Origin of the sequence: Nostoc sp. CALU 1950 (genome assembly GCF_051172895.1) — a bacterium.
GTDB classification, from domain to species: domain Bacteria; phylum Cyanobacteriota; class Cyanobacteriia; order Cyanobacteriales; family Nostocaceae; genus Nostoc; species Nostoc edaphicum_A.
The window spans coordinates 51,851-66,649 of record NZ_JBDNJQ010000020.1 but is presented as its reverse complement, the minus strand read 5'-3'; the positions used below and the strand labels follow the sequence as shown (position 1 = coordinate 66,649).

Here is a 14,799-nt window from a genome sequence, read left to right as displayed (position 1 = left end):
TTTAACATATTTTGGGCTGTTTTTATCGGATTTTTCTTAACATTCAACACTTTTGGTTTAGATGATATTCTCATCACTCAAGAGTTGTCCCGTAGAATACCCAGAACCACTGACCTCAAGCAAGAAAATGATGCGCTTCATACCCTGATAGGGCAACTAGTTGAGCAGCCTCAAATTCTGCTCAAAAAGCTTGTAAAAATAATTACTCAACTGTGTCGGGCAGAAACAGCAGGTGTCAGCTTACTTGAGGTGACTCCAAACGGGGAAGATATTTGCCGTTGGGTCGCACTAGCCGGGATGTTAGAAGCATCTGAACAAACTCCCACCCTTTACAGCTTTAGTTGCTGCGGCATTTGCCTAGAACGGCAAGCCCCCCTGTTGTATTCCTATCCAGAACGGTATTTCACTTACTTACAACAGTTTAAGCCAACAATCGTTGAGATATTGGTGGTTCCTTTATTGATTGCGAATCAACCACTTGGCACGATTTGGATTGTATCTCACAATGAGGATCGGCAGTTTGATCGAGAAGACTTGCGACTGATGACCAGCTTTGCAAATTTTACAGCCACCGCTATTTACAGTAGCAACGCCCGTCAAGCAGCCGAAGAATCTGCACGGCGTGAGCAAGCCGCTCGTGCTGTTAGCGAAGCGGCACAAAATGCAGCAGAACAAGCCAATCGTCTCAAAGATGAGTTCCTCGCTGTTCTATCTCACGAACTGCGTTCTCCCCTCAACCCGATTTTGGGCTGGGCAAAACTTCTGCAAACTCGCAAACTGGATGAAGCAAAGACAGCTTATGCCTTAGCAACCATTGAGCGCAATGCCAAGTTGCAGTCTCAGCTGATGGAAGATTTACTGGATGTTTCCCGCATTCTTCAAAGAAAACTCACCCTGAAGATCAGTTCTGTTGATCTGTCCGCCGTTATTGAAGTAGCCCTTGATACGGTGCGTCTAGCGGCTCAAGCCAAGTCAATTCAACTCAAGACGAAATTTGCACCGGATGTAGGGCAAGTTTTGGGCGATCCCAGTCGCTTGCAGCAAGTCGTCTGGAATTTGCTCTCTAACGCCGTTAAGTTCACAGAGGATGGTGGTCAGGTGGAAATAAGACTTGAGCGCGTGGGTACACAAGCGCAAATCCAAGTCAGTGACACGGGTAAGGGCATCAACCCAGAATTTCTACCTCACGTGTTTGATTACTTCCGTCAAGCTGACAATACCACAACAAGAACCTTTGGCGGCTTGGGGCTTGGTTTAGCGATCGCTCGTCAAATCGTGGAACTGCACGGTGGAACAGTCCAAGCAGAAAGTGAGGGAGATGATAAAGGTGCAACCTTTACTGTGTTGTTACCTATCAAGAGTGTCGAGCCTCAAACAAGTGAATATAAGGGTTTAACTGAGAGTTCCCCTAATCTTCAGGGGGTAAATGTGCTAGTCGTGGACGATGAAGTTGACACCCGCGACCTAATAGTTTTTATCCTGCAACAGTATGGTGCTTCTGTGCGTGCTTTCGCCTCAGCATCGCTTGCACTAGACGCCTTTGCACTTGAGAAACCAGATATTATTTTAAGTGATATTGGGATGCCAGAAATGGATGGTTACATGCTGATTCGGGAAATTCGTAGACGCGAAGCGGCTTGTCGTCAAACATCACTACCGCCACAGCAAGGGGGAGAGATTCGAGCGATCGCACTGACAGCTTATGCTGGAGAGACTAACCAGGAAAAAATTCTCCAAGCAGGATTTCAAAAACATTTGACTAAGCCAATAGAACCAGCAAAATTAGCGATGGTAATTGCTAGCCTAGTTAAATGATTAAATAATTATTTTAAGAAGTTGAGAGTAAGAGGTGGCTACAAATTCCGGTTTTAGAAACTTAAAAGATCAGTTCCTTCCTGAACGCAAAGAAGCTCTGCTGGCTCGGATGGCGAACCGCATTCGGCAATCGCTGAACCTGCAAGAGATTTTGGATGCAACTGTGGTCGAGTTGCGGGCATTTTTGCAAACCGACCGAACTAAGGTCTACCGCTTCGATCGCGACGGGCATGGACACGTCGTTGCCGAAGCCAGCGCCCCCAACCGCCTGCCTTCTTTGCTGGGATTACACTATCCATCTGATGACATTCCGCCCCAAGCGCGGGCTTTGTTTGTCAAAGCACGTACCCGCTCCATTGTCAATGTCAGCGAGCAGCGAATTATTCTCAACTCGCTGCCGACTCCCAAAACAACGGCGATCGGAGACTTGACCGTTGAAGAAGTGCAAGAGCAACCCCTCGAAGATATCTTAAGCCGTCCGGTAGACCCCTGCCATGTAGACTATCTCACCCAGATGGGTGTGCAATCTTCTCTGGTAGTGCCAATAATTTATCAACAGGAACTCTGGGGGCTATTAATCTCTCATCATGCCGAACCCAGAGAGATTACATCTGAAGATTTGCTGGTCGTGCAATTGCTTGCCGATCAGGTTTCACTAGCAATTACCCAGGCGAGTCTACTGAGTCAGGTACAGGAACAGCAGCAGCGTGATGCGATCGTTAATCAGATTGCCACCATGCTGCACGCGCCTCTGACCCCTGAAGAGATTTTGCATAACGTTCTGGAGCAAGCAGTCAAAGCTTCTGGCAGTTCTGGAGGAAGGTTGTACCTAACTTCCCCGGATGAGGCTTTACCAGCCCATCTTTATACTTACGGAAATCAGCCGACTTCATCCGAGCAAGAGCAACCACACTTACTAGAAAATCATCCCCTATGGCAAGAGGTCGGGGAAACTCCTGCTCCCATCGACACTGCCTTAACCCAAGAAGATAAACCTGCCCTGCGAGTGGTAATTAATCTTCAGCAAGAACCGCGTCTGCACCAACTGATTGAATCCTTCCAAACCACACCGATTCGGGGTTTGATTGTTCAACCGTTGTATTATGGTGAAGAATTCCTGGGGTATCTAACATTCTTTCGTGACCAAATCTGCACAAAAAATCTCTGGCCAGGCTATGAGGAAGCCGATGAACGCCAACAGCGACCCCGCCAGTCAATGGCGCAATGGCAGGCACTCAAAGAAGATAAAGCTCATCCCTGGAGCATCGAAGAGATGGAACTCATCCAGTCTTTGAACATTCACCTATCACTGGCCGTGCTGCAAAATCGCCTCTATCACCGGGAACGCCAGCAACGCCTGGTAGTTGAGATGCACAACGAAGCTCTCTCTCATGCCCGAGCTGCCGCCGAAGAGGTGAGTCGCCTCAAGAGCAACTTCTTGGCTTCTACCAGCCACGAATTGCGAACCCCTCTGGCCTCAACCTTAAACTATTTAAAGTTGCTCAAAGAGCGTCTTTATGAAGACGAAGATGAGTTGCGCGAATATATAGATGGCGCTTACCAATCGACGCAAAATCTTGTCACCATCATTAACGATGTCCTTGACATTGCCAAGATTGAAGACGGGCGCATAGCCTTAGATTTAGAGACAGTTTATCTGCAAAAGCTTTTACAAGAGCAGTGTTTCCTTTCTGGTGCCGAAAGCCGCTACAAGTCAATTCCTCTGACACTCGACTGTGAAATCGAGACTGTTTTCGCCGACAAGATCAAAGTCCGTCAGGTGATGACAAACTTGCTGGATAACGCCTTCAAATTCACCGATGAGGGTCAAATCGATGTCAGGGCTGTCGTCGATAGTACTGGGACAATGGCTCAAATCTCGGTACACGACACAGGTATCGGCATTGAGATGGAAAATTCAGAGCAACTGTTTTCCCCATTTGTGCAAGCTGATGGTTCTGCCCAGCGCTCCTACGGGGGCACCGGCTTAGGGCTGACTATCTGCAAGCGATTAGTAGAACTGATGGGTGGTAAGATATGGCTTGAAAGCCCTGGACTAGGGCAGGGAAACACGGTGACTTTTACCCTGCCTCTAAACGAACAAAGTCAGGTAGGAAGTCAGGGTTCTCTAGTTGAGGGCCAAGCCCCTAGCTTTTAGCTAGGGGCTTGGCCCTTGGAAGATATTTCACCTGACTATAAAAAGATGAGTATTTATTATGGGTTTTAATATTTGGACGGCAATTAAAATCACCTGTACCTTACTCTCATTGGATGTAGGCGCTTCTACAGCATGGAGGTTTTAGTAACAATCTTGAACATCCTGCTGGTTGAAGACAATCAACTCCTGGCTAAGGGAACCGCCAAACTAATCGAACGTTTGGGGGGTCATCAGGTGTTTATTACTGCCGAACCAAAAGAGATATTCAACCGATGCGAAGCGGGGGCAGTAGAGCTGGTAATTATGGATATCAATTTGCCAGGAGCTAGGTGGGAAGGACAAAAAGTCGATGGCTCCATCCTGTCACGCCATTTAAAGGCACAGTGGAAACAGTTACCAATTATCCTGGTGACGGCTTACACCATGCCCGCCGATCAACATCTCCTGTTGTCCCAATCTGGGGCTGACAGTTGCTATACCAAACCCATAACTGACTACGATGCCTTTTTGGATATGATTAGTCTTCTTGGTCAAAAAAGGAATTGAATCTCCATGTATAAGCTGGCGATTTTGGATGATGACGAACACTGGTGTCGCATCGTCCAACGCTTTCTGAAGCAACAATATGACGTGGCAATCTATAAGTCAGTGTCTAGTTTCTTGTGGGAGTTAGACGAACTAAACCAGTATGATATCTTTCTGGTTGATTTCGTGCTGCCTACAGCTCGGTATGAGCTAAGTACGGATGGCATGGAAATCGTTACCGCTCTCAAGCGCCGCTTGGCTCGTTCTCCTGTAGTCATCCTCGTCACGGCTTACATGAGCAAGAATGAGTTAGAGGTGCATGGCAAACAAATGTGTCCAGAAGCAGACGGATTTTTTGCCAAGGATGCCGGACTAGAATTATTGGCTCACCAAATGAAGCGGCTGCTCCCACCAGGTACAATTGAGGACAGTTAAGGGGAAAAATACTTAGGATTTTCTGACTTTCGCTTGTTCTAAATTGAGCTAAAGAGTGGTTTGATGCGATCGCATCACAGTGCATAAATCTAAAATCAACTGGAAATTGTTTTATCCATTGTGTAATATTAGTACATAACGTAAATTTTGTATATTTTTAGCAATTTGTACAAAAATTACATTTGAGCATCAATTATTTAATTTTGTGAGGCGCTATGACTGCCATAAGTGCAACAGAAGCTCGCGCAAACTTCCAAGAGCTTATTAATCGTGCTGAGTATAAGGGTGAGCGGATTATAATTCAGCGTCATGGTAAAGCTGCTGTAGCAATTATCGGTCTTGATGATTTGAAATTGCTTGAAGCTGTTGAAGATGCTATTGATTCAGAAACGCTTCGTCGTGCAATTGAGGAAAATGATGGGTTTACTACCTTAGAGGCAATTAGTGCCAAGCGTGGAAATGAGTGAACGCTACAGTTTGAGAATTGCTAAAACTGCGGAAAAGGATTTGTTAGATTTGCAAGCGAAATTTTATAAACAGGTTGTATCTAAAATCCTTTCGCTTCAAGGCAATTCTCGACCTCAAGATTGCAAAGCCTTGAAAGGCTATGAGGGTGGTTATCGTGTCGATCAAGGTGAATATAGAATTCTCTACACAATTGATGAAGAAAGTAAATTGATTGATGTTTTTCGTGTTGGTAAGCGAAATGATGGTGAAGTCTACAAAAATTTGTAATCGGACTTTACTCCATAGACTTCTTTTCTCTCGTTCTCATGCTCTGCATGGGAACGAAGAACTCCAAACTTTTAACTCTTAACTCTTAACTTCTAACTCCCCAAACTTAGGACTCCACCACCCTTTTTGTGTGCTGAAATAAGCCACATCTTTATGTTTGGTATCCTTACGAGATTGTGAATTAGAACATCGCAACATTGTCTTACTCTGCCCCTCTTTGATGTAACTGTACTCTTCTAAAGGTTTCTTACATACCGGGCAGGGATATGCCGTCATCTTCACGGGAGGCTTTTGTTGATTTTCAGCCGGGACTGTTTTAGCTTGTGGTGGCTGCCAAGTTTTGTTAAAGTCGCTCCAAAATAGCACGACATTTTCACAGCCTTTTGTGCATTTGAGGAAATATTTCTTTTTAACTTTAGTACTCGGAATTTTGGCAAGAAAATTTTTGCATTCAGGGCATCGAGTCTTGGAAGTTTCGTATTTGCGATCGCTTATCACATGAGCTTTACCTGTTGGAGAACTTGCAACTACAGTTTTAGCTTTGGAAAGTGCTGGTACAAAGTAATTCTGATTCCAACTAGTTAAATAATGCTGCCAAGAATTCTTTCCTTCGGAAATTGCATCAAGGGCATCTTCCATTTTTGCAGTGAATTCTGCCTCTAGTAAATCCGGCAGTGCTTTGAGCAAAAACGCATCAACTTCTAACCCTAACGCTGTCGGTTGCAGATGATCTTTTTTCAACTCGACATAATTTCGTTTTTTTAAAGTAGCAACAGTAGGAGCATAAGTACTTGGGCGACCAATTCCTTTACGTTCCATCAGTTGCACCAATTTGGGTTCACTATAACGGGGTGGTGGCTGCGTCTGCTTCTTTTCATGTCCAGCATTCTCCAGTTTTAACGCTTGTCCCTGTTGTAATGAAGGTAAAACACTATCCTTGCTGAGATTATTCCAGTACCGGGCATAACCGTAAAATTCAATTACTTGCCCTCTGGCTGACCACAGTAGGGAACCAGACTGAGTAATCACCAAAGTTTTACGCAATTGAGCAGCCCGACACTGAGAAGCAATTGACCGTTTCCAGATCATTACATAGAGATTAAACTCATCATCAGGAAGTTCTAAACGCAATTGAGCTGAGGGACGAAATACATCCGTTGGACGAATCGCTTCATGTGCTTCTTGAGCCGATTTGCTACTGCGATGCTTGGCGACTTGCTGCGGTACATTCTGCGGATCATTTTGCTCTAACCATTTACGGGCGCTGGCACAAAATTCTGGACTCAGCATTACTGAGTCTGTTCGCATATATGTTATCAGCCCTGCCTCATAAAGCTTTTGGGCCACAATCATGGTTTTGTCGGGAGCAAACCTAAGCTTTGAACCGGCTGCTTGCTGAAGGCTGGAAGTTGTAAATGGTGGCGGTGGCTGGCGGTTAGCGATTTTTCCTTCAAAATGAATAACTTGATGAGGATGCCGCTGTGCTTCTTCAACTAAACGTGTAGCCTCTGCTTCGGAAAGAACACGCTTAGACTCCGGTGTTTCTGGAGTATTACCTACCTTTGCGTCATCATGAGTTTCAGTTTCTTGCTCTGCTGCATCTTTTGCAGAATCAACCGTACCTTTGTAAAAAGCCCGAAATCCTTCCGCATAATCTACCCAGACACTCCAGTAATCTTGGGGGACAAACGCCAGAATTTCGTTTTCTCGCTGACAAATCAAGTGCAAGGTGGCGCTTTGGACTCTGCCAACACTCTTAGCGCCGTTATTTAATGCCCATACTAAAGGACTACCTTTGTAACCCACCAGCTTATCTAGACAATCTCGGCACAACCCAGCACCGATTAAGTTTTGATCTAGCTTTCTGGGATTAGCGATCGCACTCTGCACCGCCGATGCTGTAATTTCAGTATAAATTACTCGTTTCGGTTCCCTTAAACCCAGCGTTTCTTTGAGATGCCAAGCGATCGTTTCGCCTTCCCGATCTGGATCAGTTGCTAAGACAACTTCATCAACCTGTCTCACCGCAGACTTGAGTTTCTGGATTGTTTCTTTCGCTCGTTGGTCACGCGGGACGTAATTGCATCGGACATTACTGCCGTCCATGACGAAGCCCAAGGAATCGTCCCCTTCATTGCTGAGTTCTCGGATATGGCCACAACTGGCTAGAACTTTCCAATCCGAACCCAGAATTTGACTGAGTTTTTTGACTTTTCCGGGGGACTCTACCACAAGCAGGCGTTTGATCATAGCAACTGCGTTCTAGATTTTGAGCAATAAACTGGCAATTGCAATTAGCGATCGCCTATTCTCGTCATGTGGATTTTCTAGAATACTGTACCAAAAAGCTTTGGAAATTGCTCAACTCAGTTTAGAGGGAAATGATGCCTGATTGTGCGATCGCTGTTGGAACTGGCTCAACTATTATGATTTTAGCCTCAACAACCTAGTTAAACAGGGGAAAATCTGTAGCAAGATTCCGCAGGGTGTGTCGCCTACCTTCCAAGAACGCCTAAAAGTCAGAATTTTCTAAGAAAGAGGATACAAAAGAATTGAAGTTTTTGTTTCCTGTGCTTTCCAGAGAGAGATAGAAGTTAGAATTAAAGCCATGAAGCCAATGGCTATAGGACTAGATGACTATGCGAATTAAGCAAATTTCCGTCAGTGGCTTATTTGGAATTTTTGACCATGTGATTCCATTGAACATGGATGAACGAATCACCATTATTCATGGCCCAAATGGTTTTGGTAAAACAGCCATATTAAGAATTTTGAATAGTTTTTTTAACTCTCGATACGCAGACTTGAGAGCTATCCCGTTTAGAAATTTTAGAGTTGAATTTGATGATACTACTAGTGTTGAAATAATCAAAAATTCTGAGAATGCAGATGGCTCAGAAACGAATAATATTGGTTTCAACTTTTATAATCATGATTCAAAACCAGCTTATTTTGCTTTAAAGCAACCTGATAGAGAAGTTTTTATTAGTTATGGCTCAGATAATAGTATCCGACTAAGAGAACAAATATATCCTTTAATATTTAGGGATTGTTCTACTGAAAGAACTCTTTCTTTAGAAGACTCTGTAGAGGTTTATGATAGTTTATCCTCCTCAAAACTGAAGTTAAAAGAAGAACCTGATTGGCTAGAAAAATTGAAAGACAATATTCATATTCGCCTCATTGAATCACAACGGTTGCTTAATGTTTTTCCTAACCGTTCTTCCAGACGGTCTGCTGAAACACCTTCAATGTTGTCAACTGTATCTGCCTATTCTGATGAACTTGCTAAACTGATGCAAGATAAATTTAAGGAATACGGTACAACATCTCAATCTCTTGACAGAACTTTTCCAGTTAGAGTAGTTAAGCAACAGCCATCCACAGATTTAACAGATGAACAACTTCGTTATCAACTATACGAACTTGAAGCGACTCGCTCTCGTCTCATAGAAGTAGGTCTTTTGGATAAAGATGAAGATGCAGAATTTCAAATTCAGCCTCAAGATATAGATGAAAGCACCAAAAATGCTTTATCGGTATATGTTGAAGATGTGGGAAAGAAGCTGAGTGTTTTTGCTGAAATAGCAACTAAAATTGATTTATTAAGGAAAATTATTAATAATAAGTTTGCCTATTCTTACAAAGAGATAAACTTTAGTAAAGAAAAGGGATTCGTTGTCACAACAAGTTATGGTTCCTCATTATCTAATTCAAAAACTCTTTTGCCAACAGATTTATCATCTGGAGAGCAACATGAGTTAGTTCTTCTCTATGAACTACTATTTAAAGTTCAACCTAACTCTCTAGTTTTAATTGATGAGCCGGAATTATCTCTTCATGTAGGATGGCAGGTTCAGTTTTTAAAGGATTTACAAGACATCACACAGCTTGCAGATTTAAATATACTAATGGCTACTCATTCGCCAGATATTATTCAAGACCGTTGGGATTTGACGGTTGAACTTAAAGGGCCACACAAGTGAGAGATTTTCTTACAGTTGACCGTGTTGCTAACCAAATTCGATTACGACGAAGCACATATAATGGAACTTTTTTATTAGTGGAAGGAAGTTCTGACAAAACTTTTTATAAGCAGTTTGTTGACCAATTAATTTGTGAGTTAGTCGAAACATCAGGAAAACAGCGTGCTATTGAAATTTTAAAAATTTTGGAACAATCAAATTTTCAGGGAGTTTTAGCGATTGTTGATGCAGATTTTGATCGCCTTGAAACTTTGTTATACACCAGTCCTAATCTTCTTTACACTGACAGCCATGACCTTGAAACTATACTGATTAACTCACCAGCATTTAACAAAGTACTCGCTGAATTTGGTTCTGAAGAGAAAATTGCTCAGTTTAATCGAGACATAAAATCAGTAGTAGTTGAAAATGGGATGTCGGTAGGTTATTTGCTTTGGATCTCTAAATGTGACGGATTAAATCTAACCTTTGAGGGAATTACATTTAGCAAGTTCATTGATGAGCAAACTCTGCAAATTGATGAACTCAAGCTGATTCAGGAGATTAAGAAGAAATCCCAAGCTTTCTCTTTGAGTGATAAAAATTTGCAAGAACGGTTAAAGAGTCAAAAAAGCAATAATCACGATCCTTGGCAAATCTGCTGTGGTCATCATTTGGTGGAAATTCTGTCGCTTGGTTTACGCAAAGCACTTGGCTCTAACAAAGCTGCTGATGTTGAACCGAACAGTCTTGAGCGTAGTTTGCGGCTTGCTTATGAAGAAATTTACTTTCACCAGACACAACTCTACTTGGACATTCGTATATGGGAAAGCAATAATCAGCCATTTAGGGTTTTGCGGAATGGCACATAAATACCAAATTCGGAAACTATTGTACAACATTGTTATTTTTGACACCCAGCGTTTGAAGAGTGTTAGTATCGGTAGAAAATCAGGCGATCGCACCTCCTATTTCTCTACCAGGTTGACTTACAGCAGTAATTAGCGAGAATTGATACCGTCCACGCCATAAGTATTTGCGTAGGCGTAGCCCGTCGTAGACATCGCTGAATCTTAAATTCAAGGATAAAAAACCCAGCTTCTCTATCAAAACCGGGTTTTTAAGTAATTGTTAATTTATTTCTGAGCAGTACAACAGGGCAATAAAGGCTTATTTACAACTTCTTTTATGTCTACTGAATTCAAAAACTCTTCCCAATATTTTTGAACTTCGGGATCATTAGGACGCTGACTGCGTAAATTAGCTAAAGTTCTCAAAGCATCTTCCCAAAATCCGGCTGTTGCAAATAAAACTGCACGATCCAAGTCTGTATTTGGTTGATTTAGCTGAAGAGATAGGTTTTCATCTTGCGATCGCACAATTGTACCTTCTACATACGAGTCTTTATCGCGGTTATTAGGATCACAAATCATCGAAAAAGTCCAATTATACTCTTTACCGATTTGTAGAGATGGCTGATCAATAGGTACATTTACACTCACAATCCCATTCTGCCCAACAGGTTTGAAAGTTCCCTTATACAATGGGTCAATGCTATCATCATCCCGCAAAACAAATTCTAGTGCTTCTACTCTTATCGAAGTTTGAGGAATGTAAAAAAAGAATGTGGGACGCTCTGCTGTGGTTCGTTGAGCTTCCTTATCTGTTGGTGTCAGGGGAATAATATATTGTCCAATTGGAAAACAATTTCCCCGTGTTCCAGCCGATCTTACCCTACCAGGTCTACCTGGAACAAAAGCGATACGATTTCTACCGCGTTGAATGTAACCCGTAACATTTCTAATTGCAGAAGTAGCATATCTATCTCCAGGACGTAGCCGCTCTGCTTGCTGAAAATATCCTAAAGCTTTTCTATAGTTTCTCCGTTTGGTTTCATTATAACCAAGTTGCATATATTGGGTGTAAGCAGATTTGGCTTGTGCCAGTTGGTAAGCTGACTCTGTTGCCAAAACCTGAGTAGTGCTTACAGACTCGAAGGGGAGAAATGCTAAAGCAGCAAGCAGATAGCTTGCCCAAAATCTATGTTTCATGATGTTTATGTCCACTTGTAGTACATTGTTTGGGTATATATAATACAATAGTCTAAGCTTTGCAGTGACAAGACTTTATGTGTGCTACTTTCTGGTAAGGCTGATGTGGTATTGTAATTTTTTTAAAACAAAATCCCAACTTTTTTAATAAGTCGGGAATCTTAGCATTTGGATTTTGAGTAGTCTAAATTTGATAGACTATTAGCTTTTCCCTATTCCTTAATAGACATCTGGTGAAATTAAAGATGCATTATCCAGAACCCTTGTAAAGACGTAGCACTGCTACGTCTCTACATTATTGTTCACTCATCTTTCTAATGAGGTACAGCCAACTTTGCATCGGCTACCTGAGCATTATCAGCAACAATTGTGCGGAATAAATCGCCTTCAATTGTCTCCTGTTCTACTAGCAAATCTACTAAACGTTCCAAAACTACACGGTTTTCTTCCAAAAGTTCTTTGGACTTGATGTAGGAATTGTTAACAATTTCGCGCACCTGAGAATCAATTTTGGCGGCAATTTCCTCAGAATAGTCTGATTTATTCATCCAGTCGCGTCCTAAAAATACCTCTCCACTCTGATTTTCCAAGGACAATGGGCCTAATTCTGACATCCCGAAGCGTGTCACCATCTGCCGCGCCATCCCTGTCACATGTTGCAAGTCATTGCTTGCACCTGTGGTCACTTCTGGCTTACCAAAAACGATTTCCTCGGCGGCGCGACCACCCAAAGTAGCAGTAATCCTAGCTTTGAGTTGGGAACGGGAAATTAACCCCTGTTCTTCGTTGGGAGTAAACCAAGTTAATCCCAGTGCTTGTCCCCGTGGAATTAATGTAACTTTCTGTACAGGGTCATGGTCTTTGAGCAATGTACCCACTAAAGCGTGTCCAACTTCATGATAGGCAATCAGGCGCTTACTCTTGCTGTCTACTAAGGCAGTACCTTCCATACCTGCAACAACTCGGTCTACAGCAGCATCAATTTCTAAAAGGGTAACAGCTTCTTTGCGCCTTCTAGCGGTGAGAATGGCAGCTTCGTTGAGTAAGTTGGCTAAGTCTGCGCCAGTAAAACCAGGTGTGCGACGAGCGATCGCTTCTAATGATACGCTAGGATCAATTTTCTTATTCCGAGCGTGGACTTTCAAAATTTCCAGTCGCCCTTTGAGATCCGGTGCATCTACCATCACTTGTCTGTCAAAGCGTCCTGGTCTGAGTAGCGCTGCATCTAAAACATCTGGGCGGTTAGTGGCAGCAATAATAATGATGCCTGTATTTCCTTCAAAACCATCCATTTCAGTGAGCAGTTGGTTGAGGGTTTGTTCGCGCTCATCGTTACCGCCACCAATACCAGTCCCCCGTTGTCTACCTACTGCGTCAATTTCATCGATAAATATTAGGCAAGGAGCATTCTCTTTGGCTTTTTTGAAGAGGTCGCGCACGCGAGATGCACCCACACCTACGAACATTTCCACGAATTCCGAACCGGAAATACTGAAGAATGGTACACCTGCTTCACCTGCGATCGCTTTTGCCAGTAAAGTTTTACCAGTACCAGGGGGGCCAATTAACAGCACTCCTTTGGGAATACGTGCGCCTACAGCCGTAAATCTTTCAGGCTGTTTTAAGAAAGTAACAACTTCTTCAAGGTCTTCTTTAGCTTCTTCAACCCCGGCGACATCTTCAAATTTGACTCCAGTTTTGGCTTCCATTTGAAAGCGAGCTTTGGATTTGCCGAAATTCATCGCTTGGCTAGAAGCATTTGTAGAGCGCCGGAGGAACAACAGCATTAAAGCCACCAGTGGCAAAATCCACATCAAATTAATTAACAGCCCAACAGCAGCTCGACTATTAGCAGAGGAAACTTCACCAAAATCAACATTCCTCTCTTTAAGAATGTTAATTAACTCTGCATTTTGCGCCAAAAGTCTCACCTGTTGCGGTGGTGTATTCTCCTTTTGTCCCTTGAGATAAACCTTTGCTAGCTGTTCAGTTTCGTCAAGCTCTACTCTTTCAACTTCTCCCGCCTTCACTTTCTTGATCAACTGGCCATAATTTAGAGGGGTGCTCTCTGCTTTTTGTGCCATGACAGGAGTACTACCGAAAATTACTGGCAACATAATTAAACTAGCTGCGATGCCTACGGCGGGTTTTGCCAACGCACCAACCCAAGAAACGCGCTTTGACGACTGACTTTTTATCAATGCTTTTTTTCCCAAATTTGTCATAATAGTTACCCTTTGTCTGCTGGCACAAGTTTGAGCGCTGGTTTTATGCCTATTCTTCTATTAAAAATTGTAATAACTGGAAATTACACTTTTCTTATCTAGTCTAACTTCCACACAAAACCATTCCCAAGTTTCTTCAGGCTATTCCTTCCTCCATGAAAAACTCCATCCACAGGAAAATGGGGAAGAGTCACCCATGCCCAATGCCCCATGCCCCATGCCCCATGCCCCATGCCCAGCAGATATTAATTTGACACATTCTGACACAAATCGCTAAAATAAACATAGTCATAACGATTCCGCTTTTTAAGAGCTAGTTAATACTTTGTAGGTTAATTATGGTGAGAATTATTGGTATTGGCGGTAGCTTAAGATCCAACTCCTATACCCAGCTTGCTTTGCAAGTAGCAGTGCAAAGGGTAGAAGCCTTGGGTGCAGAGGTAGAAATTCTCGATTTACGGCAGTTGCAGCTACCATTTTGCACTGGCGCGAAGGAGTATCCAGAGTACCCAGATGTTCTGCGGTTGCAAAATACTGTTAGTCAGGCTGATGGATTAATTTTAGCGACACCTGAGTATCATGGTGGCGTTAGTGGTGTCCTCAAAAATGCTCTAGATTTGATGAGTTTTGATCAACTGTCAGATAAAGTGGCAGGATTTATTAGTGTTTTAGGTGGACAGTCTAATAGTAATGCTCTGAACGAACTACGGTTAATTACCAGATGGGTGCATTGTTGGGCAATCCCTGAACAAATTGCGATTGGACAAGCTTGGGGTGCGTTCAGTCCTGAAGGCAAGCTACTAGATGAGAAGCTATCCCAAAGATTTGATCAATTTGCTCAGAGTTTAGTTGATAATACTCGCAAGCTGCGAGGTGTAAATTAGTTATAT

At 42.9% G+C, this 14,799-nt stretch carries 13 protein-coding genes; 9 read left to right on the top strand and 4 right to left on the bottom strand.

Annotated elements, in window-relative coordinates:
- Positions 1–6: 6 nt before the first annotated feature.
- From ABF638_RS08605 to ABF638_RS08580, 6 genes are all read left to right on the top strand, one after another.
- Positions 7–1,815 (top strand): hybrid sensor histidine kinase/response regulator, encoded by a 1,809-nt coding sequence (locus ABF638_RS08605; protein WP_435021969.1) that lies wholly within the window; start codon positions 7–9, stop codon positions 1,813–1,815.
- 34 nt (positions 1,816–1,849) lie between these two features.
- Positions 1,850–3,973 (top strand): sensor histidine kinase, encoded by a 2,124-nt coding sequence (locus tag ABF638_RS08600; RefSeq protein ID WP_435021964.1) that lies wholly within the window; start codon positions 1,850–1,852, stop codon positions 3,971–3,973.
- A 132-nt stretch (positions 3,974–4,105) separates the two neighbouring features.
- Positions 4,106–4,519: a response regulator gene (locus ABF638_RS08595; RefSeq protein ID WP_435021962.1), complete on the top strand. Its 414-nt coding sequence runs from the start codon at positions 4,106–4,108 to the stop codon at positions 4,517–4,519.
- A gap of 6 nt (positions 4,520–4,525) precedes the next feature.
- Positions 4,526–4,933 carry a response regulator gene (locus ABF638_RS08590; protein WP_435021960.1) on the top strand — a complete coding sequence of 136 codons (408 nt, stop codon included), beginning with the start codon at positions 4,526–4,528 and terminating at the stop codon, positions 4,931–4,933.
- Positions 4,934–5,148: 215 nt separating this feature from the next.
- Positions 5,149–5,400, top strand: coding sequence for a type II toxin-antitoxin system Phd/YefM family antitoxin (locus ABF638_RS08585; RefSeq protein WP_298916813.1), 252 nt, complete (start codon positions 5,149–5,151; stop codon positions 5,398–5,400).
- Positions 5,393–5,668, top strand: a complete 276-nt coding sequence (locus ABF638_RS08580) for a type II toxin-antitoxin system RelE family toxin (protein ID WP_435021957.1) — start codon at positions 5,393–5,395, stop codon at positions 5,666–5,668. Before ABF638_RS08585 ends, ABF638_RS08580 begins: the two co-directional genes overlap by 8 nt.
- A gap of 78 nt (positions 5,669–5,746) precedes the next feature.
- Here the strand turns inward: ABF638_RS08580 and topA are convergent, their stop codons facing one another.
- On the bottom strand, positions 5,747–7,918 hold the full coding sequence (gene topA, locus ABF638_RS08575) for a type I DNA topoisomerase (RefSeq protein ID WP_435021955.1): 2,172 nt from the start codon (positions 7,916–7,918) through the stop codon (positions 5,747–5,749).
- A gap of 389 nt (positions 7,919–8,307) precedes the next feature.
- Here topA and ABF638_RS08570 point away from each other — a divergent pair, with 389 nt between their 5' ends.
- A complete protein-coding gene (locus ABF638_RS08570; RefSeq protein WP_435021953.1) occupies positions 8,308–9,654 on the top strand; it encodes an AAA family ATPase in 1,347 nt (448 codons plus the stop codon).
- A complete protein-coding gene (locus tag ABF638_RS08565; RefSeq protein ID WP_435021951.1) occupies positions 9,651–10,505 on the top strand; it encodes a DUF4435 domain-containing protein in 855 nt (284 codons plus the stop codon). Before ABF638_RS08570 ends, ABF638_RS08565 begins: the two co-directional genes overlap by 4 nt.
- Positions 10,506–10,584: 79 nt before the next feature.
- Here ABF638_RS08565 and ABF638_RS08560 read toward each other — a convergent pair whose 3' ends face one another.
- The 3 genes from ABF638_RS08560 to ftsH form a co-directional block, all read right to left on the bottom strand.
- Positions 10,585–10,716 carry a hypothetical protein gene (locus ABF638_RS08560; RefSeq protein WP_435021949.1) on the bottom strand — a complete coding sequence of 44 codons (132 nt, stop codon included), beginning with the start codon at positions 10,714–10,716 and terminating at the stop codon, positions 10,585–10,587.
- Positions 10,717–10,769: 53 nt separating this feature from the next.
- Positions 10,770–11,684, bottom strand: a complete 915-nt coding sequence (locus ABF638_RS08555; RefSeq protein WP_435021947.1) for a DUF928 domain-containing protein — start codon at positions 11,682–11,684, stop codon at positions 10,770–10,772.
- A gap of 314 nt (positions 11,685–11,998) precedes the next feature.
- Positions 11,999–13,909, bottom strand: coding sequence for an ATP-dependent zinc metalloprotease FtsH (gene ftsH / locus ABF638_RS08550; protein WP_435021944.1), 1,911 nt, complete (start codon positions 13,907–13,909; stop codon positions 11,999–12,001).
- Between the two features lie 338 nt (positions 13,910–14,247).
- Between ftsH and ABF638_RS08545 the strand changes: the two genes are divergently transcribed.
- Entirely contained in the window at positions 14,248–14,793 is a 546-nt protein-coding gene (locus tag ABF638_RS08545) for an NADPH-dependent FMN reductase (protein ID WP_181930271.1), read from the top strand.
- The last annotated feature ends 6 nt before the right edge of the window (positions 14,794–14,799 follow it).